Source organism: Mucilaginibacter sp. HD30 (assembly GCF_054061755.1).
Genome location: NZ_JBSSEO010000001.1, coordinates 1,518,074 through 1,543,578, shown reverse-complemented (window position 1 = coordinate 1,543,578; position 25,505 = coordinate 1,518,074). Strand labels below are relative to the sequence as shown.

Sequence of the window (25,505 nt, the reverse complement as noted above, 5' to 3'; positions counted from 1 at the left end):
GATTACTAATAACCCAAAGATACGGTTACAGAGCGTTACCGTTAAAATTACAGCCGGAAAACCAAATCAGTGTTAATTGTACCATATTGATCTTCGCTTTATGAATGTCGCGCAACGTGGCCAATATAACAGGTTGTTTATCATTGTTGTTATAGTTACTGCCGATTGTTTTATTTAACATAATTATCAATTCGTTAAGAGCAGCGCTCAGCGCATCCTCACGAATTTTGAATTGTTTGCCATAAACGGATAAGCATAGCAACCACTGCTAATTCATATCATAAGTCCAGTCCCGGCGAATTTGGGCGTAGAGGCGGTGTTATATACATAGCGATGATTTTACAGAAAAACCTACCGGGAATCGAAAACCACAAAAACTGCATTCAAATAAAAACAAATAACATTTTTAAGAAATTAAAAAGATTTATATGATCCTCTAGGGGAATCGAACCCCGTTTAAGCAACCATTAGTTCGTTTATTACCTTTAATTGTTCCACAATTTGGTTCGAATTATGTCCAGCCTGCGGACTGAAAAACCGATGACAACTAAGAGTTGCAGGGTGCACCTTTAAGCCATGATGATGGCGAGTTACGATATCAATAAAGTTGTTGGCTGGCGATACCATCAGAAAAGACTACCTTTACTTAGAGAAGTTTACACATGTTATATCACTTAATCTACATCAGTAAAGCTACCGCGCTGATGCCGGATGAAGGCCTGGACGCTTTATTAAAGCAGTCCCGGTTCTACAACCTGGAACATGATATTACAGACTATTAATCAATAGCTTAGGTGATATTAAGATGCTGTAAATAGTTTTAAATCTGCTAAAAAGGGGTTCGAAAAGCTTCCCTTACGGGCTAATGTTAATCACCTATTATTTGTGAAATAGTAGCACTGTCCAGACTCGAACCCAATATCCAGATCGGAATGTCCAGGTCTTCCCCCGGAATTGCGCTCACGCCATTGGGATGGTCCCCTGCAAAATAGTGCTGCAGCGATTCACATCCTGGGGAAATGAAATGCAGCGCCCATGTTCTCGCCGCGAATGGCATGCGCCGTGGTTTGGTCGCTGCCGGGTACTCTGCCTAAACCAAGATCTATACGACCAGGTTACAAAGATTCCAGCGAACCGAACTGTTCGGCTACTACAAGCGGGGAGTGGTTGGGCAGCATGATGCCGCCTGAACCAACACGAATGGTCGAAGTATTTGCGGCAATGTGCCCGATCATTAAACTGGTTGCAGAGCTGGCCACATTGATCATGTTATGGTGTTCAGCAAACCAGTAACGGGTGTAGCCCAACGCCTCTGCTTGCCGTGCATTGGCCACACTGCCTTTAAAAGTATTTGCGATGGAGTGCCCTTCAACGACCTTTGCCAGGTCCAGTACCGAGTATTTAATAGCTGCCATAGGGCAAAGTTACGGCCTGTGCTGTGATCAACTGTCAGCCCAGTTTCCTAATTACAACTGTTTGGATTATCAAAAACATATTGAAGTAAATTGCGTCTATTAAAAGATTTAATATTAACATATATGGGTACAGAAAAAGCGATACTGGCAGGCGGTTGTTTTTGGGGCCGTGGAAGAACTGATCCGCCAGTTACCCGGGATAACCGGCACTATTGTAGGATATACCGGCGGTGACGTTCCGAATGCGACTTACCGGAACCATGGGACACACGCTGAAGGTATAGCCATTACATTTGATCCTGAAAAGATCACCTACCGGCATTTATTGGAATATTTCTTTAAGATCCATGATCCCACTACCCGCAACAGACAGGGCAACGACATTGGGACTTCTTACCGTTCCGCTATTTTCTACTTAGATGAAATTCAGCGTCAAACTGCGGTGGAGTTGATAACAGAAATGGAAGCCTCTGGTATCTGGCCAGGAAAGATCGTCACGGAGGTTGTTCCGGCCGGAGATTTTTGGAATGCGGAGGAAGATCATCAGGATTACCTGCAAAAAAATCCTTACGGCTATACCTGCCATTTTGAAAGACCGGATTGGAAACTGGGGTAAAATCAATCGCCCAGAAAACTTTTTAATTCATTTGTCCGTCTGCTGCTGCGTAGCCGGGCTAATGCTTTGTCTTTAATTTGCCTCACTCTTTCCCGTGTGAGGTTAAACTTATCACCTATCTCCTCCAGGCTATAGGCATGGCGGTCTCTTAGTCCGAAAAAAAGCTCCAACACATCCCTTTCCCTTTCACTAAGTATTCGGAGGCTGCTGGATACCTCAATGCTTAAAGATTCATTGATCATGGCCTTATCCGTCCCGGGTTCTGCGCTTTTTAATACATCCAGCAAAGTGTTTTCCTCATCACTGGAAAAAGGGGAGTCGTAGGAAATATGGCGGCCAGCATGCCCAAGCACATCGCTAACCTTTTCGGCAGAAATATCCAAACTCTCGGCTAATTCATCCGGCGTAGGCTGGCGTTCATATTGCTGTTCCAGTTGCGATGCTGCTTTCGCAATTTTGGAGAGATCCCCAACCTTGTTCAGGGGTAGCCTGATCATGCGGGACTGCTCATTGATAGCGGAAAGGATGGATTGACGGATCCACCAAACCGCGTAGGAAATAAATTTAAATCCCTTTGTTTCGTCGAATCGTGTTGCAGCTTTAACCAGACCGAGATTGCCCTCATTGATCAGATCGCCCAAGGTAAGCCCTGAACTTTGGTATTGTTTGGCTACAGAAACGACGAAGCGCAGATTGGCTGTGGTTAGGCGTTCAAGCGCAGCCTGGTCGCCATCCCTGATTTTTTGCGTCAGTATCACTTCTTCCTGTGCTGTTACCATCGGGATCCTGGCGATATCTGACAGATACTGATTCAACGATGCTGACTCCCGATTGGTAATCGACTCACTTATTTTTAGTTGCCTCATTTGTATTATTATAAATGTGAATGCTAAAGATTCTATCCCTTAGGATGCCATAAGCGAAATTATTTCTTGTAGAGATGACAGCAAAAGCTGATGCCAGGGAAGAATTGGTGCCTTGAATCTTTAACATACAAAGATAAGCACAGATCCGTCCAGCCGTGTAAATTGAATGTCAAATACATGTATAAAGTGTATTTTAGTGCCATGTTTACGCTTTATGATTTTAATGGTTTAACTGAGGAAAAAAAAGCTGAAGCAGTTTGGCAGGGAAGTTTTCTTGCTGACAGGCAGGAAAATGATCTGACTGTGCAACTATATTCAGTTTCCGGTTTTTATGTCGAAGTATATTATGACCCTAACGAGAATAAAATAATGAGGTTCCGTTCATTTCAAACCAAAGACCTGCTGGTGCCATATCTGGCTCACATCAAATTCGTTCTTAAATAAACGATCTGCGGTATTTCATTTTGTTAACGGGCATTTCTAACGAACCGGTTTGTATGAAAATCTGCTTCAGTTCTGAATTCCTGCGCCGTTTTGCGTTTTCCCGCGTTAATCCATTCCTGCAGATCCTTCCGGTTAAAATACAGCCTTTTACCCGGCTTATAGAAACGAATTTCTTTTCTGCTCACTTTTGTATATAATGCAGCCTTGGATATCTTTAGAAAACCCGCTGCGCCGTCTGCATCCAGCAAATCGTCTTCTTTGTCGGGAGTTTTCAGACCGGTTACAATCTGTTCTATCAATTCGACTTTCTCGAAAAGTAAGCGAACTACCTCAGGAAGTTCATTAAAGTTAAACGGCTCCATGGATCAAAAATGATAATGAAACCGGACCTTGTTTCTATAGCAGTTCGGTACTACCGAGAATTAAATGGAAATATTAATAAAATGACGGTTTCAATCCCATTTTTAAATGACCAGGTAAACTTTTATTGTATCATCGGATTATTGATCTGTCCCTTGTATATTTGCAGTAAAGTGTAGGTACTCACTTACACATTGTGATAAGGTTTAGGTTGAAGTCCTGGAACAGCGAGTGTTGCAGGACTTTATTTTAAATCATTTATCTCCTTTCAGCACTTATTAATTACAAATCATGAAACTGAAATTATTTGCCTTTTCATTGCTGCTTATGGTAGCGGGACATGTCCATGCCCAAATGGGCGATTTGTCCAGGATTAATCTTTTAACCTACGGTGGACTGCCGGTAATGGATAGCTCCCTGGCCATTCCCAGGATATTGATCAATACCGCATATATTTCCGCTTACGAGGAAAATCTCCGTAATCCGGTATGGGTTGCCTTTCGGCTGGGTAACGCCAAGGGAACGCTTAGCGTACAAAATTGGGAACGTCCGGACCGTTTTGTAGCGGATGAACGAACCAGCAGCAGGGTAGACCACGATGCCTATAACAGCACAGGCTATGACAGGGGCCATATGGCACCCAATGCAACCATGCTTTCGCAGTACGGTCAGATAGGACAGCTGGAGACTTATTTGATGACGAATATTTGTCCGCAGAAACCTGCCCTCAATCAGCGGATCTGGTCTGAACTGGAAAAGCAGGAGCGGGATATCATCTCCCAGGATGATACCCCCGGTAAAGAGGTACATGACGTATACGTCATAACAGGGCCGATTTTTGGACAGACTCCTGCACGGATCACTCAAAATGTGGCTGTTCCGGAAAGTTTTTACCGGATCATCGCCTACCGTAAAGGTTACAATGCTACGTTGAAAGCGGTAGCTTTTATTATTCCTCAGGATCCGCCAACACAAAACTTAAAAGATTATTATACCACTGTAGACAGGATAGAACAACTTACCCATATCAACTTCTTTCCCAAATTGTCAGAGACGGTCCAGCGAAATCTGGAAAGTAAAAAACGGGATATGCAGCTAATTGATCTGCCATGATCCGTTGAAGATTTTATCGGGTCGAATTTATTGGTTTCATTTTGTTTGATTTAGATAACGATCCAATGCAGAGGGCGCTGGTTCTGCTTTTGCAGATGGGCTGCCCCGCATCAGGTTCATTCCTTGCGCTGCTGCTCATCCATTCTCCAGATAGGGGCAGCCTGCAAGAGCCTGCCATTCGTATGCCCCGCGCTTAACCCAAAACAGACCGTACGCTCCGCTTAACCGGACTGTTTTATCCCGCTCATCCGAAAGGCAGGCACTTGCTTGTTGATATCCTTTGGGTTCTTCCGCCGGTCACCCTCCATCAAACCTTTACTGATCAAGCGCGCCGCCAGTCATTTTTCCGAACCGGTGTAAAAGTGCAGCTAAGTTCGTGGCCGTCATTTTTTTGGGAAACAAAAGACTACGGCATAAACGATTTCCTCCCCAAAGGGTCCCCTCCATTTATTCCGTTTCCTTTTGTCTGATCACGGCCACATGCCTCCGCTTTCTTTTAAACCTGTTCTCCAAAAATTATGTAGGGAGGCTGGCAAAAAAGAAAAGATAAGACAAAAATCAATTCATCAAAAAAATTAAGGAAATGGCAAACTGGTGCAGCAACAAAGTGGAATTCATTGGGGAACACTCCCAATTTGAATCGCTGAAAACCCTTTTCACCGCAATGGCGGTAAAGGAAAACAAAGAAAAAAGAGGGCAGTTGCCCGAATTCGTAACAGGGGAGGGCGGGTTTCTTTTTCAGATAGCCTGGGAGAACGGACTGCTGTATTATGAAACGAAGTGGGTACCGAACACGGCAGTTATCGTAAAGATTGCGGAGTTTTTTAAGGTCGATTTTATTCATAGCTATTCTGAATCTTCCAATGCTGTTTTTGGAGAGGCGTCCTATTGTAATGGAATGCTGAATGACATTTCGCTTGACCGAAGTGATACCGAGTTATATCACTTCAATTACAGTACGGACAGTTACGTGTTCGAAGGGCAGGAGTATGAATCGTCTGACGATATACTCGAAATCCTGCTGAACAGGAAGAAGCAGGCACACATATCGGTTGATGCTGTTCAAAATACTTCCAAATCTGATAACTAATCATTCCATCTTAAATTATTTAAATTTTAAAATCATGGCACACAACTTAAATTTCAATCAGCAAAACAACGACTACAGCTTTTTTTCTGTAAAGGAAAAGGCATGGCACGGACTTGGTAAAATCGGAGCAATATCCCACCAGCGCAGAAGCGATTAGATATGCAGGGCTGGACTACAAGGTAGAGAAACGGCCCTTGTTTACCTACGACACGGATAACCACTACGGACTGACCGACCTCGTCCTTCCCGAAATAAGCGTACCGGGGTACTTCGCAACGGTAAGGACAGATACAGAGGAAGTTTTAGGCGTGGTGGGGAGGGACTATGAAATCGTCCAAAATTGCCATGCTTTTGAGTTTTTTGACGCAATAGTCGGTGGAGGAGATGGTATCCTTTACGAAACCGCCGGCGCTTTGGGCAAAGGCGAACGTATTTTTATTACGGCAAAACTGCCTGATTATATCCGGATTGGCAAGGAAGACCTGATCGAACAATACCTGTTCCTGACCACCTCTCACGATGGATTTGGCAGCATTACTGCAGCGTTTACCCCTGTGCGGGTCGTATGCAACAATACGCTAAACGCTGCCATGCGTAACCATACCAATGCCATTAAAATAAGACATACCTCCTCCGCTAATGACCGCATCAAACAGGCTCATACGCTCATGAGTATCAGCAATAACCTGGGTGCGGAACTTTCTGAAATTTTCAATCACTGGGCAAAGGTGCGCATCAGCGACAAAGAAATCAGGAAGCTGATACAAATTGCTATGGCACCCAATAAGGAGGTACTTAACAATCTTAAGACGGGCAACATAGATGAACTATCCTCCAACTACAATAATGTGATAGAAAAGGTTTATGAATATGCGATGAGCAGCCCGACACAATTGATGGATACTACCGGGGGAACTGTGTTCGGTGCGTATAATGCTGTAACCGGCTATTTTCAGAATGTCAGAAATTATAAAGACGGTGAAGCAAAATTTAAGTCAATTTTGGAAGGTACGGGAAAAGCAAGAGCACAGTCGGCATTTGCTTTATGCCGGGAATATGTAAATTATGGGGCGCAGGTTCTGAATTAATACTATTAATGAGGGTATTTCCAATCCTGTTTGGAATACCCTCATTTTCTGTTATGAATATTGGTTAAATCTAACCTGAGATTGCAGGAATTAGCAGTCGCTGATTTTTAATTTCGCCTGCTTTCCTATAAAATTCATGCCCGCAAACGAAAAAAATTTCTATATTTAATAGTAGAAACGAAAAATAAATTGTCCATGATTACCAAGATTGAAACTGTTCATGATGTGGAGCTTTTCATGAAACAACTCACAGAAGAAGGCACGAATGCCCATCCTGATGATGATTTTAATGATTATGTAAATATTGATACAGGGGAGCCTGCTTACACGCACGACCAGGCGGAATTAAGAAACCGCCTGATGGAAGAATGCTTTGATATTTGTGAAGCATACGGAAAGGACATTTACAATGTTATGCAGGAAGTTTTTTTAATTGAAACCGGACTTGATAAATATATTCCACTGCCATCTCAGGTACAGTAATAAACATTTGCCCTGCGGTCGCTGTTTCTGATAAGCATGGCAGATGTTCATTCCAAAAATATAAGAAGTTTTAATATGTCCCGTATCCGGAGCAAGGATACGAAGCCGGAAATCCTTGTCCGTAAATTTCTGTTTTCCAAAGGGTTTCGTTTTCGCCTGCATGAGGGGAAATTACCGGGCAAACCAGATATAGTGCTTCCAAAATATAACAGTGTTATTTTTATTCACGGTTGTTTCTGGCACGGGCATAAGGGATGCAGATATTTTGTTATTCCAAAAACAAGAACGGATTGGTGGCTGGCAAAGATCACTGGCAATCAGGCAAGGGATAAACAATCTGTTGAAATATTAAAACAGAAAGGCTGGAATATTATTAATGTCTGGGAATGTGAACTCAAAAAAAATAGCGCAGAATCCACACTTGATTATCTTGAAAACCAACTCCGTAACAACATAGCCAGCATAGCGCCCTGACCGGAATTGTTGGTGAAAGCATTAATATTTCTATCTTAGTTTTTTTACTTGAAATATTCAAATGCCTTTCCCGATAATAGATTTGTTTGCGGGTCCCGGCGGTCTGGCTGAAGGGTTCAGTTCGCTGATAGGGAATGATAATGACCGTGTTTTTAAAATAGAACTTTCTATTGAAAAAGACAGCCATGCCTATCAGACCCTGACCCTTCGTTCTTTTGTAAGGCAATTTCCATTCCGGGAATTGCCTGATGAATATTATGCTTTTCTTAAACAGGAGATAACCATTGACGAACTTTACAATGCCTGGCCAGAGCAGCACCAGGAAGCCTTGCAGGAAGCGTGGCAGGCGACGCTCGGCGAAACCCCGGAGGAAGACATAGACCGCAAAATAACTGATAAACTCGATGGTGAGACCAATTGGGTACTTATTGGCGGCCCCCCTTGTCAGGCCTATTCACTGGTAGGCAGATCACGTGTCGGCGGGATCAGTGAAACGGATCACCGTGTTCATTTATACAAGGAATACCTGCGCATTATAGCCAGGCATCAGCCAGCGGTATTTGTCATGGAAAATGTAAAAGGTCTGCTTTCGGCAGAACTTAACGGTGAGAAAATATTCGGCAAAATTATGGCTGACCTGACTGCTCCGTATACCGTTTTTCCGGAGTTTGCACCCCCTGCATACCGTATCTATTCGCTGGTAAAAAGTGATGTGCAAACAGATACCGACTACCTTATAAAATCTGAAAACTATGGTGTGCCGCAAAGACGTCACCGGGTGATATTGCTTGGTGTTCGTGCAGATATAGATGTTCAGCCGGGAACACTTGAACCTTCCCGGAAGACGGATTTGCGATCGGTTATCGGTGCACTTCCACCTGTCAGAAGCGGAATGTACCGTGAATTTACGCATACGGAATTGGTCAATACGGAAAAAGGTACAAAAAAAGCACGTAAATACCAGAGTCTGGAAGATTCATTTTCAGGCTGGTCGGAAAGAGTCAAAACCTATTCAATTGAACTGTTAAATTCTTTTTCCGAGCTGGGCTATGACGCAAAATTTAATCAGGTACTGCCTGAAGCTACAGGTTGGGAATATCGTCGTACTCCCCGGACGATCTCTGCAGCGCATCCACTGTCCAGTTGGTATTTCGACGAAAAATTAAAGGGAGTGATTCAGCACCAGTCGCGCGGACACCTGACACAGGATCTCAAACGCTATCTTTTTGCTGCACTTTACACACGGCAATTTAAAAAATTCCCGAGGATGGAAGATTATCGCAGGTTTGGAACCGACCTGATACCGGATCATGAAAATGCAGAATCAGGTAAATTCAATGACCGCTTTCGTGTTCAGCTTCCTGACGAACCGGCAACAACAGTTACCAGTCACATATCGAAGGACGGGCATTACTTTATTCATTATGATCCTTCACAATGCCGAAGCCTTACAGTTCGTGAAGCGGCGAGGATTCAGACCTTTCCGGACAACTATTATTTCTGCGGAAGCCGTACTCAGCAATTTCATCAGGTAGGCAATGCGGTACCGCCATATCTCGCATGGCAGATCGCCGGAGTGGTACATGAGATCCTTGTACCGGAGAATGCAAGAGAAGTGCGCGAACCTTTATTATTCAGATATTAAATAAATTATTATTCCATATCACATAAATATTTTATAATATTAACAACCCAAAGCCAATATCCCTTATTCAATGCCCCAAAGTATAGTTTTATCCCCGCCACCAGTATTCTTCATCAAGTCTATTTCAGAGCAGGGATATTCACTATCGACTGCAGTTGCTGACCTCGTAGATAATTCAGTTACCGCCGGTGCGCGAAGGGTAGAATTGCTGATCAATGCCAACGTATCACCATTGCGCCTTTATATTGCTGATAACGGCTCCGGCATGACAGGGGATGAGCTCAGTGCAAATATGCGTTTTCCCAGCGCCGACCTTGAAGCTGAGCGTGCCGGCAATGATCTCGGCAGGTTTGGGCTGGGTCTGAAAACCGGGTCTTTTTCACAGTCACGCCGTTTTACGCTGCTATCCTCAAAAACAGGGATGCCATATGAGGCGAGAACCTGGGACGTGGAATACCTTAAAGAGACGAAGGACTGGACGCTGATCGTCGATTCAAAAGAGGCTACTGAAAAATATCTTGAGGAATATAATGCGATCAGTTCGGACTTTCACGGACAATCCAATGATTTTATTCCGCGGACAATAGTCATCTGGGATAATCTATACAAACTGGAGCGGCTAAAAAAGCAATCGGAAATTAATGACGAACTTGAGGAACTCCGCAGCCATCTGGGGCTTGTATTTCACCGGTTTTTGCAGTCCGGCAGGCTGGAGATCCGGCTTAATAATTCTATGGTCACTGGTTTTGATCCGTTTCCGGTTAACGCGGACGGCGTACAGCAGATATCCGAAAATTACTGGCAAACCGCCGATGCGTATGTTCGTTTTCAGGGTATTATTCTTCCCAAACGTGCAGCTGTTGAGGTAAAGGAGCCCGATTCTATATGGGCACCGGCAGGTAAATCCCTTGATGAATGTCAGGGCATGTTCGTTTATCGCAATGAACGGCTGATCAGCTACGGGCTCTGGCTTCGTGCGTTACCCAAAGCGATATGGCTTCAGTTCGCAAGAATTAAAATAGACATTACAAATACAAATGACAGTGAGTTTCACATTAACGTGGCTAAATCTTCACTCAAGCTTCCATTTGGCCTCAAAAGGGCCATGGCTGAAATGGTTATTTATGTTGCCGGACAGGCTTCAAAGGAGTACCGTGAGCGGCTCGCTTCAGGCGTAATCCGTAATCCGTCGGCGCGCAATGGCCTTTCTTTAATTTCCCGTGAAAGTACTGCGTCAGGACCGGTACTCCGGATCAGTCACGATTTTGAGCTTATACGCCAGCTGGAAAATCAGCTAACCACCGCGCAGGTGGAATTGCTGCACACAATCACCGGTCTTATTGAAAAAAAGCTTAACCAGGTGTGGAAGGGCGATGCGGTATCATCATCCGAAATTGAGGAGGGCCTGACAGAGCAGGACAGGCAAAAAATTACCAGACTGAAAAAATATTATGAAGAAGCAGACTATTCAACGGAGGAGATCAGGGAATTTTTGTTTGAAAGCTTCGGGCATAATTCTGTTGTCACCGACTTTTTAAACACCTTATCATAACTTATGGCCTGGGAACATTTATCCGATATTATCAAGCGCCGCGCTGAAAAGCTCAAGCGGGATCAGGGTTTCATCACTGTGGAACAACTGCATCAGCAGATCGATAAACATTTTCAGTCGCTCCGCTCAAATGAAGAGTTCGAATATGAGTTTGAAGGCGCGGATGAAGAGCGCCTGGCTGAATGGCTGGAAAATATAAAAATGCGTCTAAAGTCGGTGATCGTAACCACTAGTGACCCGGACAGTGTGATTGATGAAACTCAGGATTATGAGCGCTGGATTGATAAACGTGAACCTGCGATTCAGTGGCATTACTTTAAACGCTATACTCATTATCTTCGCAGCCTCGAAAGACCTGTAGATGTAATTCAGAATACAGAAAAAAGCACACTCGCAATCATTGAACGGCTTGGTGATCCTAAAAGGGACATTGAGCCCTTACAAAAGGGCCTTGTCCTTGGCTCAGTTCAGTCTGGTAAGACGGCCAACTTCAACGGTGTTATCAACCGGGCAATCGATTCGGGATATGATATGGTTATTGTTTTTTCCGGTATCATGGAAGATTTGCGATTTCAAACGCAGAAGCGCATCAACCAGGATGTAATAGGCCTCGGCGAAGTCGGCAATCAGATCAATCAGGATGTAGGCGTTGGTAAAATACAGAAATTTGGACGGGATGGGATTTACCAGATCAATTCCATCACTACCAGTACTGCCGACTTCCGGAAATCAATGGTCGATAATAACTTTGATTTTACCAATCAGCGTATCCTTATTTGTAAAAAGAACGTTTCGGTTCTTACAAACCTTATATTCTGGTTAAAGTCATCATTGCAGGAAGGTACTGATAAGCTGCCAAAAAGCCTGCTTGTTGTTGATGATGAGGCTGATAATGCTTCTTTAAATAATCTCGGATACAAAGGTGCCGAATATGCCAGCAAGGTAAACGGCCATATTAGGGCACTGCTTGATTTATTTAAACGCCGGTCGTATTTAGGTTATACCGCGACGCCTTTTGCAAATATTCTTCAGGATCAGCATGGCGCAAACCAGCAGGATGGTGCCTGGCCGATTAAATATCGGTATCAGGGTGAAGTCAGGGAATTCAGCTGCACGCTTTCTTCCGGTCTTTTTCCCGATAAATTTATCTATAAGCTTGCAACGCCGACTTCATACCTTGGCCCGCGCCGTTTCTTTTCAAGCGGACGGGAACAGGAAGGCGACTTTAAAATACCGCTTATCGAAAATATTCCAGATACACCAGTCGATGAAGACATGATTTTTGGTGACGACGAGACAGTACTTCCGCGTTCGCTGGCAGATGCCGTAGATTGTTTCATTCTATCAGTTGCACTCCGGGAATCGAGGAAAGGGACACTGGAGGTGTTACCTGGCTACACGCCTCACCACACTATGCTGGTGCATATTTCCCGGCTGATTAATGATCAGAATATTGCTGCAGACCGGATAAGCAAATACCTGGCTTTTGTAACTAAAAAGATCAGTGATGACAGTATAAAGGATCCGAACGGTATTTATGAAAAGCTTCGGCTTCAGTGGAATAAATTCTTTGCCTATAAGGTAGCCAATATCCGGTCTTATCTTCCTGAAGAATATAACGCAGACGGACTCATTCCGAAAACATGGGATGATATATCCGAACTGCTTCCTACAGCTGTTAAAAACATGGTTGTGAAGGCAATCAATTCTCAAACCGGCGATAAACTTATTTACCCTGAAAACGATCAGAAAAAATACATCGCTGTTGGTGGTAATCGTTTGTCACGCGGGTTTACGCTTGAAGGGTTGACTATAAACTATTTTCTGCGTGACACGAACCTGTATGATGCCCTGTTGCAAATGGGTCGCTGGTTTGGCTACCGCCCAGGCTATATTGATGCCTGCCGTCTGTTCATCGATAGTGCTACTGAAGATAAATACAATTTTATTACTTCAGCATTGTGCGAATTGGAGGAACAGATAGACAGTATGGAAATCCAGAAAAAGACGCCTAAAGAATTTGAGCTGCGCATCCGTAAACATCCGGATATCCTTCAAATCACGCGCGCTGCTATTCTGAAAAATGCCAATGAGGTGCGTTATTCTTTCCAAAATGTGGTTCAGCAATCTGTTCATTTTAAAATTGAAAAGAGCAATGTGGAAGAAGCGTGGAAAGAATTCACGGGCTTGTTTGAAGAACTTGACTTTAATGAAAGCACAGGTTTTTATACTTATGATGGCAGCAAATCAGATCTGTACCGCTTTCTCGACCTGCCGACTATATACCTTCCAGGTTCGTTTAAAAGGGAAGACATGAAGCATTATATCGATCTGTGTAATGACCGCGGAAAGTTAACAAATTGGAAGATTGCTATACGGCGCACAGGTTCCGGGCGGAAATTCCGCCAGGGTAACCTGGAGCTTGAGCTCACCAAAAGGAGCGCACCAAAGGAAAATGAATTTCCATATTACGGTGAACTTAAAAACGAAATGCTGTTTACTGCATCGGGCAAGTCAATGAATATTATGACCTCCGGACAGGATGAGGCCCTTGGATTAAATCAGGACGTAATAGATAGGGCCATTGCCGGATTCAGGGAAATAAAAAAGGCTAAGCTAATGGATAACGGCAAAAATGAGGCAAAAGCAATTGAATTGTCAGAGGGAATCACTATACCTGGTTGGATATTCAGAAAGGTTCGGCCGGAAAATCAGGGCTTACTCCTGATTTATCTTATAGACCAGCATAAAGTATTCAATAATGATCAACTAAGGGAAGCGGCGAATGCAAAAGGCATTAATATCGATATCCCGCTGATCGGTTATGCGCTAAGCTTTCCTCAGATTGAAGACGATCCCGGAGCAAACTATTTGGCTAATGCTTATGCCTCAACTTTTGATGTGCAGGCAGAAATTAGAAATGATGACAATGAAATTCCTGAAGATTTTACAACTGAAGTAAACGATATTAACTGATGAAGCTCCAATGGGATATTTTACTGAATGATGATGCACGGTTCCCGAGATTGCTGTTTTTTGCTGAATTTTCGGATGACAGGTTTCGCTATGGAATCAATTCTGAAATGCAGTACTGCCTGTTCTTCGACTTCGGTGCAAAAGAGGGAAATATCCCGGTTGACCCGGTGATCAGGGCAAATATTTCTCTTGAAGAAAAAGTTGAGGACGGCAAACCGTCACTGATCCTTACGCTGCTGAACGACAATGCAAGAAATCTATTTAACGATCTGATTGTAAGTATTGTCAGCCAGACCCGCGAGATTAAATCAGGTTCTGTCAAAGCAGGATTTATTTCCATTTGCAATGACTGGTTTGATTTGTTTGAGCCTCTTTCCGGTCAATTGACGCATAGCGATCTTCAGGGTATTTTTGCTGAGCTTACTTTTCTCAAATACCTGTTGGCGAATTCCAGGCTGCCTTATAATGATATACTGTCTGCATGGAAAGGCCCGTACGGCAAGGGACATGATTTTGAACTGGGTGAAAATCATTTTGAAGTCAAGGGCATTGCTGAGTTTAAGCAAACGGCCAATATTGCCAGTGAGTACCAGCTGGACTGGCTCGAGGGGCAGAATCTATTACTCGGGGTATTTGAGTTTAGTGGTGACAAGGCTGAGCAAATTACAATTGGCAGCCTTGTTTCAGAGATTACAGCATCGCTCCGTGCGATAACCGGCACAAAAATCAACCTGTTTTATACTGCACTTAATAAGGCCGGAATTGATCAAAATGCGCTTAATGATTATGACCATCATACATTTGCTGTCCTAAGTACGCTATGGTATAATTGTACACTGCCTGGTTTCCCCGCGTTAAAACGTTCTTCTCTGCCTGAAGCTCTCAGGAATATAAGATATGAACTGGCGCTAGGTAGTATAAAACAATTCCTGATTGATGACCTAACCCACCTGATATGACGCTGAATGAACTGAATTCTTTTTCCGGCACGTTACTTAATAATATTACTTCGGAGGATAATAATGTTAATCGCGCCGCTTTGCTGGATTATGTATTGCCGGCACTCAATCAGGCCAGACTAACAGATTCTGAAGAGATCAGCGGCTGTTTTTTTCGCAGGGAAAAGGATAATATAGAGGTTGACGCCTATCAGATCAATGAATCGGGTGAGCGCTTACAGTTATTCCTGTCTAATCTGGTACTGCCTGGGAACGAGGAAAGATATATTGCACGCAAGGATTATTATGATCTGCTGTTTGCAAGGGCTAAGAACTTCTTTACACGGTCAGTGAAGAAAATGCTTACGGATATACAGGTAGCCGATCCGGCTGCAGTACTGATACGTTCACTGGAATCCCCGGACTTTCAGGAACAGATTGATGTTTTGGAAGTGTTTTTGGTAAGCAACACTATTTCTATTGAATCCCGAGGTACACAATCGCCTAAAAATTTTGCGTTTACAGATGATGAGGTGAGCATAAGTTACACCTTTAAAGGTGTACGCAAAAGCAAAAAAGTAAGGCTTATCTATCAGCTGATCGACCTGAACAAGATTTACACTTACGAAATAACCGAGGGAAGTGCGGAACCTATCATAATTTCATTTGATCCGCCATTGCCCGCCATACAGGCGGCTGATGATGCCGGAATTTTCAAATCATTTCTGGCTGTTATCCCTGCCAGATTACTGGTTAATTTTTATCACAGTTACAGTTCCCGCTTGCTGGAAAGAAACGTTCGTTCATTTTTGCAGTTTAAGGGTGTTAACAAGCAGCTGAAAGACACCATCATTAACGAGCCGGAAAAATTTATAGCCTACAACAACGGACTGACAATTACGGCAACAGCTGCAGATATCAGCCAGTCAGGTGGAATTGCCATGATAAGCACGTTAACAGATTTTCAAATCGTTAATGGTGGCCAGACCACCGCGTCTATATACTTTACCAATAAGGATGGTGTAGATATATCCAAGGTTAATGTTACAGCAAAAATCAATATTGTTAATCCTGATGACAGAGACAGTCTGGACGATCTGATTTCCAAAATTTCCCAATATTCCAATTCTCAGAATAAGGTATCAAGCGTCGACCTTAACTCCAGGAGCCCGCATCTGGTGAAAATCAAAAAACTCTCCGAAAGTATTACTGATCCTTCAGGCACAAAATGGTTCTTTGAACGCATACGAGGGGATTTTAATACTTTACTGCGAATTTATCCAAATCAGAAACCACAGATTGAAAGAAATTATCCGAAATCGAAAAGATTAAGCAAGGAACAGGTTGCCAAATATTATGTTGCATGGGGCACCAGCCCGTTCCTTGTAAGAAAAGGTGGCGAAAAAGTGTTCCGTGATTTTATGGATTTTGTGCAGCTTGACCATAACGATAAACCGGTTAATCCCGAAAATCTGGGGCGTGCATTTTACGAAGATCTGATTGCCAAGGCAATTATGTTCAAGGAATTTGAGGTGCTATACGGCTCAGGTGCTAATGCAATCGGCCAGATTCGCTCATCCGTTGTTCCTTACGCCCTTTCCCTTCTTTACAGAATGACACTGGCTAAGAAGCACAGTTATTTCGACCTTGGGGCTGTATGGGTTAAACTGGGGCTTCCCGACGATCTTAAAGTGTTCTCTAAGCAGCTGCTTCAATCGGTACACAACTGGCTGAAAACCTATAGCAAGAGCGATGATGTCGGAGAGTATGCTAAAAAAGAAGAATTATGGAATGACATCTTAAAAAGCAGCGAATTTGCTGTTTTTGAAAAGCTGCCTTCAACGCGGGCGGTTGTAGAGCGATACAAGCTTACTGAAGCTGACTTTAAAAAGCGCTATGCTGTTACCGAAAGCTTTGATTTCTCTCTGATCAACGAAAACTGCCGGATACATTCCAACGGTTCAAAATTCTACGTCTCGTTTAAATTAAAATTCCACGACATGCTTACGGCGAATGAATTGCGTAAAATTGAAGAACTGGTTCAAAAGCTACAGGTAAAACACAATTTACCCGAAGAGCTGGTAGAGTTTGAAAATACCCTCACCAAAAAAATGCAGGCAGCTGACCCCGATTGGTTTCTGGACGTTAAAGTTGAAAACTCAAATCTTATCAATACCATTGGTCAGATAGTAAATATTTACAATAAAAATCTGTCCCGCTATAAGGAGGCTTTTGAAGCGCAGACTGTAAAAGCGGTTAAGAAGGGTATTCCTGAAAGTAAAGCAAATGCCTGGAAAAATATTGGTATACTCATTGGGCGGGGCGAAAATCCGTTAATGACAGATGTTTATAAAATAACAGAATTTGCGCCGGAAATATAGCGGCAGACGGCCTCTAAATGAAGGGTAAAAATTGCCTTTTTAACCCGGATGTCACTTATAGTCTGCAATTAATTTGCCGGTGATTACGTAAATTTGATCATGCAATTACCAACTCAGGCGGGCGAAATATGTCAGATTTTACATCCGATAGACGATGAAAATCCAGGTGATGTATATATCATTGCTGAAGATCCTGCGCCATTTGATTCGGAAGATGAAATCTATCTCGTGAATTTGCGTGACCTTCAAAGAAATATAAATAGTCCGGCTGCGGCTCCCCAAATCCAGGTAGTAAAATCAGGCGTGAATGTTATTGCAGCAAATCTCGAAGAATATATCAATAGCTGGAATAAACTGAAAGAATAATAAGCAAAATGTTAGATATTTATTCCTGCTCCCGGATGGCTTGGCCGATCAGGGTGATCTCGCCTGCGGCTAAGGTTTTGTCAAAGCTGAAGTCCCCAGATTTTTCGGGATATTGTAGCGTCTCGTAATGGTTTTCCAGAACTTGCGCATGGACTTCGATGTTGACGAAGATCGCCGCGCGTCGCTCACCCGCACGGACATCAAAGCGGATAAAGCCTTCTTCATCGGCCAGGTTATCCAATTGTTCAGCCTGCAGGCTCAGCGGCATTTGTTGCCATTCGATCTCTACTTGAAAGGGTACCACAAAAGCAAATTCGGGATTGTAAATCCATGCTAAAAATATTAGCACTTTCATTTTTATCGATGATTGTTTTTTGCATCGGTTTTTGTAATATTGAATAACATATGATCACCTTCCATAGTGCGCTGATCTTCACGAAGACACCGCTGAAAAACCATTTTCGTTACCGGGATATTTTCCAGGTATTTCCGGCAAACCATTTGGAGGGTCTGCCCACTTCTGCTATGCAAAAGCATTATCCCGTGATCCTGGAGTACTGGGTCAGCGATGAAGAGCCGGCACCGGTCATGGAGTTGTTTAAGGACTTGAAAGGATTTTTGGAGCCAACGACCCGGCAGATCATCAAACAAGATCTGTTCCTGTCGCTGCTCAGTTGCTTCACCAATCACCAGTTCTTCCGCTACACGGATATCAATGGCATGTGGGGCATTGCAGCGCCAGCGCCGGGCGAACCACAAGATGCGATCAATGCCCGTTCTTCCGATTGGTATATCAACTTTTTTTATACCCCGGGACTGGTTGATCAGCTGAAGATAACTGCTTTTAGCGAGCAGCGTTACCCGGACATGGAATTGGTTAGGCATTTTCCCTATTACCAGGATGACCCGAACCTCGATATGGACCCCAAGCGGGAGATCACTTTCCCTGAAACGATCTATATGGACTTGGATAGCTATTTCGCCCGAAATATGGAGACCCGCGAGGTGCTTGATTCAGCGATCTCTTATTCGGTGACCGCGGCCGAAATGCGTTTTGCACGGAAAACCATGTGCGTTATGGCTGCATTTACGGCGGTCGAGACGATGGTCAATTTTGAATACCGGGACTTTGAGGCGGCAAAGTGCGATGCTTGTGGGCAATTGCAACATAAGGTGATGAAAAAATACCGGGATTACCTGTTGAAGTACCTGGGTGATACGCCGCATAACAAGAAAAAATTCAATGCATTTTACGGGTTGCGTTCTAAGATCGTGCATACCGGGGAACGGCTAAAAAGTGAGCGCTTGTTCGCCGAGGTTCCGGATGACATCCGTGATGAAGAATTTGTCACCCAGCTGGAGATCATCATGCTCAGTAAGTTCGCAATCGTGCAATGGTTATTGCATAACCGGGAAAAGGAAACTGCCAATGTAGTCCAGGGCTAAACTGATGATCTCAGTTCCCGGCAGGTGGTTGATCAAGAGGCGTGGGTAGGTGTACCTGCTTTTCAATATAAGCTAAGTACTGAAAACTTCTTTCAGGCACAGCTAATTTAAATTTATATATTAGTTGGCCAACATATCACATGTACTTCCTTACTTTAAAAGATCCAAATTATATGGTCAAAGGCTCCCGGGATCCGTTAGGTTTTCAGGTGCTTTGGCAGCAGGCCGGACGCACGGTCATTCCCGCTTTATCTACGGTCTCCAACAATATCCGTGATTTTCAGGTCATAGCGCTGGCCAGATTTTGTCAAAAAGCTTTCAAGGTACCCGACCGCGATGAGCTTGCTTTTTTTCTTTGTTTTGAACAACTTATGGCCTACGTTCGGTTTGTCGAATCAAGCGGCTATGATTCATTCAACGGGATTGATAAAGTTAACCGCATAATGGCAGCTAATGATAAACATCTGTCATTATCTATAGGAAGCGATGACCAGCTTTTATCTAATCAGAAAAGCTATGGGATCTGGGGTAAGTATAACCGACCTTTCGAAGAGATCGGGTTAGGTAACGATACTGAACTGAACAATGTTCAGCAGCAGAAACTGGACGAAAACAAAAAACTTTTTCAGGTTGTCGAAGAGCTGGCCGCAAAAAAAGGAGCTCAGCTTAATATCGACAAGGACATGCTGGCTGAGCTGACCTCAGTATTTGCACGACCTCAGAATAAGGAACGGCGATCCTATATCGATCATCTGCTGGAAGATATGTACGGAGGCGTTCTTTTGAATCTTGCTGTTGAGATACCCGAAATAACCGAAAAAACCTTTTATGAGCAACTGGATATCCTGGAAGCCAAAACTTCTGATAACGGTTTCGCCTTGCAAATTCAAAAATTAAGGTCAACGGAAAGGGTGCTGAGTCCACTAAACCGCGTGTTCCGGTATCTTCAGGGGCAGTCTTATTGGAGCTTTAAGGAGCTTGAAAATGATGAGCTCATCCACGAATGGACGAAACGTGCGCCAATCACCGGGCCGACACTGATCCACGAACGTTTTTCAGCAATACTTAATAGCGGTAACCGGGAACTCGTAACCGGTCTTTCGGCTGTAAACAGCGAGGTCTGTGCTCGCAGAGGTTCAGAACCCTGGCTAACCATAACTACGGATGGTGTTGAGGTCAATCATTTCGAGGGCGGTTTCACCCAGCCCGGTTATAACCCGTTAACTGAAAATGACTACACCTATTTTCTAAATACTTGGTTCCACCTATTTAAACAGCTCAATTAATTGAAACGCGAGGTCTTAAAAGAACAAATAAAGACAGCTATTGGCGGTCGGAAGGTCAAAGCTGCATTGTTCTATACTTTTAACTTTGACCCGGCCTTTTTCGAGAACTACGTTATGCCGTTACTGGTACCTGACAAGACATTCCAGAACGAGGCGATCTATAACAATATTCTCTGGCGGCGCTGTGCCAAGGAAGGCATCATTCCGCCAGTTACAGTCTATTGTGATCATTACGCGAAGGACAATGTCATGGCACCGACCCTGGGCTACGAGATTAGATGCGTACGTTTGGTTGGCCGACCTGGCAGCCTTGTAAACTTTCATCCAAAGGAGTGCTGGCTGTTACTGGATAATGACCAGCTCGTTCAAGTAAATGCTTCCGCAAATCTGACCCCTTCCGGGTGGTGTGAGAACCTGGAATGTTGTACGATCATTCGTCCCACGAAAAATTCGCGTCCAAAGACCAAGACCCGTACAAAAAGGCAGGAAATGATGGAGATCATAAGTTCATTAGCCTTCGAAAAGCACTTAAGTCATGCGGAAGAGCTTATTTTTAACGCGCTGCGATATACCGATGATAGCGGTGAATATTTCTCCAACTTATTTGTCCCTTTCGCGGATGTAGTAAAAAATATAGCCGCAACGATAGCCCCGCACCGGGTTGAGATCATTGCCCCTTATATGCATGGCGAAGCTGCAATTTTAACGCAACTGGCTGAAATGGGACTTGACCAGATCTTTTGTCTTGTTCCATCATTAAAAACAAATGAAGTGCTGCTTAGCAAGGAGGTGTTTACCAGTATGCTGGATAAAGGGGTGAAATGGTGCAACTGGGCCGACAGTGCCATCGGCAGGGAGCCAAGAAATCTGCACGCGAAGATCTATCGCTTTTATGGTCAGGAAAAGGTCGTTACCGTTACAGGTTCGGTCAACTTTACAGGGCCGGCCTGGCGCCGGCATGTTAAGGGACCTAGCAATCATGCCAACGTCGAATCGGCCATCATTCATCTGGAAGACAGCTCACAGGGAGAATGGTTACGGACAATAAACAACTTGGATATCGATTCACTAAATTTCCTTTCCCGTGACGACATAAATATCACGGAAATGACCGGTTCCGCCGGCCGCGATGCACCCTTCTTAGCCTTTACCTTAAATTGGAAAACCAAGCAGTTGCTTTCGAACGGTAAGCTGTCGAAAGCACGCGTTCGTTTCAAAAGTTTATTGCTTCACGCAGAACTGGAAAAAGCGAGGGATACCTACGAGCTCGGATCAACAGACATCAAGCAACTAACGAAAAATGCGCTGATCGAGTTGGTTAGCGTTTATGACGAAAGCCTTGTTTATACCTATTACCCACAGCAGATAGAGATCGATAGCAGGCCACTTGATTTTAAATTAAACCCCGAAACCATTCTTAGTTTCTGGTTATCCGGCGGCGATTCTTATTTGGAAGATGAGCTAACTGGTCGTATTGCCGCAGACGCGACGGATGATTCCGGGATCGTGGACCCGGAAAATTTCGAATTTGTATCACTGTTGAATGACATGGCCCGCCATTTTTCAGGTGTGAACAGTTTAGAAAAAAAGCTTTATGATCTGGCTTACAGTAATGCGGCGGAACAGTTACGCACGCTCCGGTATTACTTGCTCACCGAAAATCTCGATACCGTACCCTTCTATATTAAAGGGCTTCAAACGTCACTTGCCCAAAATAAGATCAGCAAAAGTTTCTTTTGGATGATACTTCAGATACTGCGTACCAGGATCTACGAAAGGTCGTTGGAATGGTCTTATAAAAAATTGATGCCCGGAGAATGGGCAAAATTTAAAGCAGGCGTGGCATCAGCGATCCAAGCGATTAGCTTGGAATCTGCGGTAATTGCCCCTTCGATAGACGGCCTGAAAGAAAAGGCTGACTGGATCATTACTCAAATCCGTTCAAATCATGATTAATTCGGAGGCAATACTTAATATGAGGTCCCACCCGGGCATAGCCCAGTCGGTGGCAGACAGGCAACTGGCTGTGATCGAAAAAGCCTATGCTTTTCTTTCGCAGCCGCAGAACAGCATGATCTATATTGCCGATGAAGTAGGCTTAGGCAAGACCTATATCGGTCTGGGTATTGCTACCCTTTTAAGGCATCACCATAACGGAAACACAGCCTTTAAAGATCTGATCCTGGTACCCAAAAAGAACCTTCAGGACAAATGGCTGAAAGAACTGCGGAACTTTGCGAGGAAGAACTACCTCAGAGCCGGACCAGGTTACGAGGCTGCAGCTGGAGCCGCAAATATTATCTGTGAGCGTCTTCGCCCGATCCTACCCGAAGCCGGTTTTACTATCCTGCGTAACACATCTTTCAGCAGTGTGATATCATCAAGGTACAAGGTCCGGGAATATCTGGACAAGGATGTGTTTAATTATAACCCTTTTTGCACCAGAATACTTTGGAAGGCATACGACAAAGGGTATTTCAATACGAGTAATCGTGCACTTCAGATCAGGCTTGCCGCCTGTATGCTCAATGCCATGTCGGTGAAAGTAAATTGTCTCATCATCGACGAAGCCCATAATTATAAAAAAGGCCCGCAAAGCGATACTATACGTAATCAGGTCGTAGCCCGCTTTCTTGGAACGGTCGTGGACGATGAGATCATGAATGATTTTCCAGAACTGAAAGCGGAGATGAAATTTCCGCTGGCCGTAAAGGTGATCTGTCTGTCAGCAACCCCGAAGGACCGGCACTTATTTGAACTCAAACACCAGGTCAGCTGCTTTACCAACAACAACCCTTTAGCAGATTGTGAAACCCCGGAGGAGATCAAGGATATGCTGCCTAAATTTTTGATACGCGGCAATATGGAGTATACGCTCGGGGGTGAAAAATTTTCACGTAACCAATGCCGGCATGAGCACCGGAACGGAAATGTTGATAAACAGCCAGACGGGCAGCCGATCACGCTGAATGATGGGATCGAAAATGTGTTCTGGCAATTATTGCAGTACAAATCGATCAGGCACCTGGCTCAGAAAGCAGGGGCTTCATTCGAGATCGGTATGCTGGCCGGCTTTGAAAGCTACCAGCTGGATATGGATAAACGCGTAGCGCGCCAAAGTGATGATGAGGGCGATGCAAACACCGATAAAGAATATGACCTGCTGAACCACAGGACACAAAAACACAGTGAGGACGCCAACGTGATACGGTCGCTCATCGATTCCTACCGCGATACCTTCGGTAACGAGCCGCCGCCACACCCCAAACTTTCCAAGTTGGAAGCGGAGCTTACCGAACAATTTGGAAAACAGGAAAAGTCGCTGGTCTTTGTCAGGCGTTTGGCAACCGTGGATGAGCTGCTGCAGCATTTACTTCAACGGTATGATCTGGAGATCGTCAATCAGCAATATCTGCGTCTGGAAGGAAAGTGGAAAAAGTATTTGACGCATGAAGTCATCGCGCTCAAAAAGGCCTGTGAAAAATTTTATAAAGACAAAAAGCGCAACGATGCCCTGGCCCATTTTGCTGAATTAAAAGAATCGTCCGACTGGTGGAGTAGCCTTTATCCTCCTGACAGCGAAGATCTTAGTGCCTATCTCCGCTATTGCTACCTGCACGATCTTCCTGAGCTGATCGCTGCACTTGATGAATATTTGAAGGAAGGCAGATTTCGCCGTAAGCAAAAATTTGCAGCTCTTGCGGTTTTGAAAAGATACCACGCGGAGTGGCAATCACAATCGAGAGAAGATGTTGTGGAAGATGCTGACGATGAACCGGAACTCCGTGCGGATTCGTTCTTCAAGAACTATTTTAAAAGGTACCAAGAAGGTTATAAATTCCGAACCAAGATATACCGGGAGAACTGGTTCGATTTTAACAACTATTTATTGCTAGTTTCCGACGTACAATGGAAAACTGAGGCAGAGGCAGCGCGGCTGCGCACGCCCGCGTTGCTTCAGTTAAGTGACAATCTAAGAACCCACGGCGTGTTCAATGCTTATCAGGAAGCATTCAGGTCAGCCAGTTCAGACGTCGTTGCGCCTGTTATTAAATTTCCCCGCCAGAAGCAGGGTAACCCATTGTTAAAAGCAACGTTCCTGACCGAATTGATCCAGAGTACCTGCTCTTCGGAATGGGATAGATGGAAAAGCATGCGCCGCGATATTTCAATACCGGATGTATTACAGGATATCGCTGTGCTACAGGCCATGCTAAAATCCGTTTTCCAGCATAGCAGCGGCCTTTTACCGGCATTTGTGGCAGAATCATATAATGGTAAGTTCAGCAAAGATTTGATGACCCTGCTTAAAGATCCTGACAGCCCGTTTCATTTCGTTCTCCAAGAAGTGAAAACCATTATAACGGACCAAGATCTCATCGTTTCTGTAAATTTTCAGGACCGTGACCCAAAGCGGATCGCCGACCTGCTGAAAAACAGATCGCCAGTTGTCGGTGTGAGCGGACAGGATAAGAACCGTAGTGCTATCGCAGCCCGTTTCCGGATGCCCGGTTTTCCATATGCTTTGATCGCGACAGATATATTTCACGAGGGTGAAGATCTGCATACTTATTGCCAAGCGGTATACCATTACGGTATTGCCTGGAACCCAAGTGGCATGGAGCAGCGGACCGGCAGAATTGACCGGATCAATTCCTTAAGTTACCGGAAACTCACAGCCACCCAAGAACGGAACTTTGGAAACAAGATCCAGGTGTTCTATCCATATTTGTCACGCTCGGTAGAGGTCAATCAGGTGGTCAAACTGTTCGGACATGTCAACAATTTCTTGCATGACTTTAATGATATTGATGCAGTACGAACCTACGAAAGCGCTGTCAAATTGGAGGAAGAGATCCAGGATGGCGGGATCCCGCAACCCATTACCGAACGGGTCACATCACGGTATGATGTTGATCATTTTAAAGGGGTGTAGCGAACAGCCATATATACTGCCATAGGCTTA

21 protein-coding genes and 1 pseudogene are annotated in these 25,505 nt (G+C 44.2%); 17 read left to right on the top strand and 5 right to left on the bottom strand.

Annotation, left to right across the window (positions count from 1 at the left end; translation table 11 throughout):
- Positions 1-25: 25 nt before the first annotated feature.
- Together ACVW2L_RS07595 and ACVW2L_RS07590 are read right to left on the bottom strand one after the other, a co-directional pair.
- Positions 26-181, bottom strand: coding sequence for a hypothetical protein (locus ACVW2L_RS07595; RefSeq protein ID WP_457127362.1), 156 nt, complete (start codon positions 179-181; stop codon positions 26-28).
- Positions 182-1,115: 934 nt separating this feature from the next.
- Positions 1,116-1,415, bottom strand: coding sequence for an LLM class flavin-dependent oxidoreductase (locus ACVW2L_RS07590; RefSeq protein WP_457127361.1), 300 nt, complete (start codon positions 1,413-1,415; stop codon positions 1,116-1,118).
- Between the two features lie 169 nt (positions 1,416-1,584).
- Between ACVW2L_RS07590 and msrA the strand changes: the two genes are divergently transcribed.
- Positions 1,585-2,031, top strand: a complete 447-nt coding sequence (msrA, locus tag ACVW2L_RS07585; RefSeq protein WP_457127360.1) for a peptide-methionine (S)-S-oxide reductase MsrA — start codon at positions 1,585-1,587, stop codon at positions 2,029-2,031.
- Positions 2,032-2,033: 2 nt separating this feature from the next.
- On the opposite strand, the gene ACVW2L_RS07580 is transcribed toward msrA, so the two are convergent.
- Positions 2,034-2,897, bottom strand: a complete 864-nt coding sequence (locus ACVW2L_RS07580) for a sigma-70 family RNA polymerase sigma factor (protein ID WP_457127359.1) — start codon at positions 2,895-2,897, stop codon at positions 2,034-2,036.
- A gap of 201 nt (positions 2,898-3,098) precedes the next feature.
- On the opposite strand from ACVW2L_RS07580, the gene ACVW2L_RS07575 reads away from it, so the two are divergent.
- Positions 3,099-3,341: a hypothetical protein gene (locus tag ACVW2L_RS07575; RefSeq protein ID WP_457127358.1), complete on the top strand. Its 243-nt coding sequence runs from the start codon at positions 3,099-3,101 to the stop codon at positions 3,339-3,341.
- A gap of 23 nt (positions 3,342-3,364) precedes the next feature.
- Here the strand turns inward: ACVW2L_RS07575 and ACVW2L_RS07570 are convergent, their stop codons facing one another.
- On the bottom strand, positions 3,365-3,703 hold the full coding sequence (locus ACVW2L_RS07570) for a helix-turn-helix domain-containing protein (protein WP_457127357.1): 339 nt from the start codon (positions 3,701-3,703) through the stop codon (positions 3,365-3,367).
- Positions 3,704-3,992: 289 nt separating this feature from the next.
- Between ACVW2L_RS07570 and ACVW2L_RS07565 the strand changes: the two genes are divergently transcribed.
- From ACVW2L_RS07565 to ACVW2L_RS07515, 11 genes and pseudogenes are all read left to right on the top strand, one after another.
- Positions 3,993-4,814: a DNA/RNA non-specific endonuclease gene (locus ACVW2L_RS07565; protein WP_457127356.1), complete on the top strand. Its 822-nt coding sequence runs from the start codon at positions 3,993-3,995 to the stop codon at positions 4,812-4,814.
- Between the two features lie 583 nt (positions 4,815-5,397).
- Positions 5,398-5,904 (top strand): DUF1281 family ferredoxin-like fold protein, encoded by a 507-nt coding sequence (locus ACVW2L_RS07560; protein WP_457127355.1) that lies wholly within the window; start codon positions 5,398-5,400, stop codon positions 5,902-5,904.
- Between the two features lie 34 nt (positions 5,905-5,938).
- Positions 5,939-6,992, top strand: a pseudogene (locus tag ACVW2L_RS07555) (DUF932 domain-containing protein).
- Positions 6,993-7,229: 237 nt separating this feature from the next.
- The gene (locus ACVW2L_RS07550; RefSeq protein WP_457127354.1) at positions 7,230-7,475 is read left to right on the top strand and encodes a hypothetical protein; all 246 of its coding nucleotides are present in this window, start codon (positions 7,230-7,232) and stop codon (positions 7,473-7,475) included.
- Between the two features lie 36 nt (positions 7,476-7,511).
- A complete protein-coding gene (locus tag ACVW2L_RS07545) occupies positions 7,512-7,949 on the top strand; it encodes a very short patch repair endonuclease (protein WP_457127353.1) in 438 nt (145 codons plus the stop codon).
- 61 nt (positions 7,950-8,010) lie between these two features.
- On the top strand, positions 8,011-9,594 hold the full coding sequence (locus ACVW2L_RS07540) for a DNA cytosine methyltransferase (RefSeq protein WP_457127352.1): 1,584 nt from the start codon (positions 8,011-8,013) through the stop codon (positions 9,592-9,594).
- Between the two features lie 70 nt (positions 9,595-9,664).
- Entirely contained in the window at positions 9,665-11,146 is a 1,482-nt protein-coding gene (locus ACVW2L_RS07535) for an ATP-binding protein (RefSeq protein WP_457127351.1), read from the top strand.
- Between the two features lie 3 nt (positions 11,147-11,149).
- Positions 11,150-14,122, top strand: a complete 2,973-nt coding sequence (locus ACVW2L_RS07530) for a Z1 domain-containing protein (protein ID WP_457127350.1) — start codon at positions 11,150-11,152, stop codon at positions 14,120-14,122.
- Positions 14,122-15,081 carry a PD-(D/E)XK motif protein gene (locus ACVW2L_RS07525; protein ID WP_457127349.1) on the top strand — a complete coding sequence of 320 codons (960 nt, stop codon included), beginning with the start codon at positions 14,122-14,124 and terminating at the stop codon, positions 15,079-15,081. The genes ACVW2L_RS07530 and ACVW2L_RS07525 overlap by 1 nt, the downstream gene beginning before the upstream one ends.
- Entirely contained in the window at positions 15,078-17,441 is a 2,364-nt protein-coding gene (locus ACVW2L_RS07520) for an AIPR family protein (protein WP_457127348.1), read from the top strand. Before ACVW2L_RS07525 ends, ACVW2L_RS07520 begins: the two co-directional genes overlap by 4 nt.
- A gap of 99 nt (positions 17,442-17,540) precedes the next feature.
- Positions 17,541-17,807, top strand: a complete 267-nt coding sequence (locus ACVW2L_RS07515) for a hypothetical protein (RefSeq protein WP_457127347.1) — start codon at positions 17,541-17,543, stop codon at positions 17,805-17,807.
- A gap of 19 nt (positions 17,808-17,826) precedes the next feature.
- Here ACVW2L_RS07515 and ACVW2L_RS07510 read toward each other — a convergent pair whose 3' ends face one another.
- Positions 17,827-18,162, bottom strand: a complete 336-nt coding sequence (locus tag ACVW2L_RS07510; protein WP_457127346.1) for a hypothetical protein — start codon at positions 18,160-18,162, stop codon at positions 17,827-17,829.
- A 50-nt stretch (positions 18,163-18,212) separates the two neighbouring features.
- Here ACVW2L_RS07510 and ACVW2L_RS07505 point away from each other — a divergent pair, with 50 nt between their 5' ends.
- From ACVW2L_RS07505 to ACVW2L_RS07490, 4 genes are all read left to right on the top strand, one after another.
- Positions 18,213-19,253, top strand: coding sequence for a hypothetical protein (locus tag ACVW2L_RS07505; protein ID WP_457127345.1), 1,041 nt, complete (start codon positions 18,213-18,215; stop codon positions 19,251-19,253).
- Between the two features lie 140 nt (positions 19,254-19,393).
- The gene (locus ACVW2L_RS07500) at positions 19,394-20,539 is read left to right on the top strand and encodes a hypothetical protein (protein ID WP_457127344.1); all 1,146 of its coding nucleotides are present in this window, start codon (positions 19,394-19,396) and stop codon (positions 20,537-20,539) included.
- Positions 20,540-22,495: a hypothetical protein gene (locus ACVW2L_RS07495; RefSeq protein WP_457127343.1), complete on the top strand. Its 1,956-nt coding sequence runs from the start codon at positions 20,540-20,542 to the stop codon at positions 22,493-22,495. It abuts the gene before it with no gap.
- A 19-nt stretch (positions 22,496-22,514) separates the two neighbouring features.
- The gene (locus ACVW2L_RS07490; RefSeq protein WP_457127342.1) at positions 22,515-25,475 is read left to right on the top strand and encodes a helicase-related protein; all 2,961 of its coding nucleotides are present in this window, start codon (positions 22,515-22,517) and stop codon (positions 25,473-25,475) included.
- Positions 25,476-25,505: the final 30 nt, after the last annotated feature.

Coding starts and splice junctions, on each gene's coding strand:
- ACVW2L_RS07505 (WP_457127345.1), top strand. CDS start 18,213: ATGATCACCTTCCATAGTGCGCTGATCTTCACGAAGACACCGCTGAAA.
- ACVW2L_RS07490 (WP_457127342.1), top strand. CDS start 22,515: ATGAGGTCCCACCCGGGCATAGCCCAGTCGGTGGCAGACAGGCAACTG.
- ACVW2L_RS07520 (WP_457127348.1), top strand. CDS start 15,078: ATGACGCTGAATGAACTGAATTCTTTTTCCGGCACGTTACTTAATAAT.
- ACVW2L_RS07510 (WP_457127346.1), bottom strand. CDS start 18,162: ATGAAAGTGCTAATATTTTTAGCATGGATTTACAATCCCGAATTTGCT.
- ACVW2L_RS07565 (WP_457127356.1), top strand. CDS start 3,993: ATGAAACTGAAATTATTTGCCTTTTCATTGCTGCTTATGGTAGCGGGA.
- ACVW2L_RS07595 (WP_457127362.1), bottom strand. CDS start 181: ATGTTAAATAAAACAATCGGCAGTAACTATAACAACAATGATAAACAA.
- ACVW2L_RS07570 (WP_457127357.1), bottom strand. CDS start 3,703: ATGGAGCCGTTTAACTTTAATGAACTTCCTGAGGTAGTTCGCTTACTT.
- ACVW2L_RS07530 (WP_457127350.1), top strand. CDS start 11,150: ATGGCCTGGGAACATTTATCCGATATTATCAAGCGCCGCGCTGAAAAG.
- ACVW2L_RS07575 (WP_457127358.1), top strand. CDS start 3,099: ATGTTTACGCTTTATGATTTTAATGGTTTAACTGAGGAAAAAAAAGCT.
- ACVW2L_RS07540 (WP_457127352.1), top strand. CDS start 8,011: ATGCCTTTCCCGATAATAGATTTGTTTGCGGGTCCCGGCGGTCTGGCT.
- ACVW2L_RS07535 (WP_457127351.1), top strand. CDS start 9,665: ATGCCCCAAAGTATAGTTTTATCCCCGCCACCAGTATTCTTCATCAAG.
- ACVW2L_RS07515 (WP_457127347.1), top strand. CDS start 17,541: ATGCAATTACCAACTCAGGCGGGCGAAATATGTCAGATTTTACATCCG.
- ACVW2L_RS07525 (WP_457127349.1), top strand. CDS start 14,122: ATGAAGCTCCAATGGGATATTTTACTGAATGATGATGCACGGTTCCCG.
- ACVW2L_RS07590 (WP_457127361.1), bottom strand. CDS start 1,415: ATGGCAGCTATTAAATACTCGGTACTGGACCTGGCAAAGGTCGTTGAA.
- ACVW2L_RS07550 (WP_457127354.1), top strand. CDS start 7,230: ATGAAACAACTCACAGAAGAAGGCACGAATGCCCATCCTGATGATGAT.
- ACVW2L_RS07560 (WP_457127355.1), top strand. CDS start 5,398: ATGGCAAACTGGTGCAGCAACAAAGTGGAATTCATTGGGGAACACTCC.
- ACVW2L_RS07580 (WP_457127359.1), bottom strand. CDS start 2,897: ATGAGGCAACTAAAAATAAGTGAGTCGATTACCAATCGGGAGTCAGCA.
- ACVW2L_RS07545 (WP_457127353.1), top strand. CDS start 7,512: ATGGCAGATGTTCATTCCAAAAATATAAGAAGTTTTAATATGTCCCGT.
- ACVW2L_RS07500 (WP_457127344.1), top strand. CDS start 19,394: ATGTACTTCCTTACTTTAAAAGATCCAAATTATATGGTCAAAGGCTCC.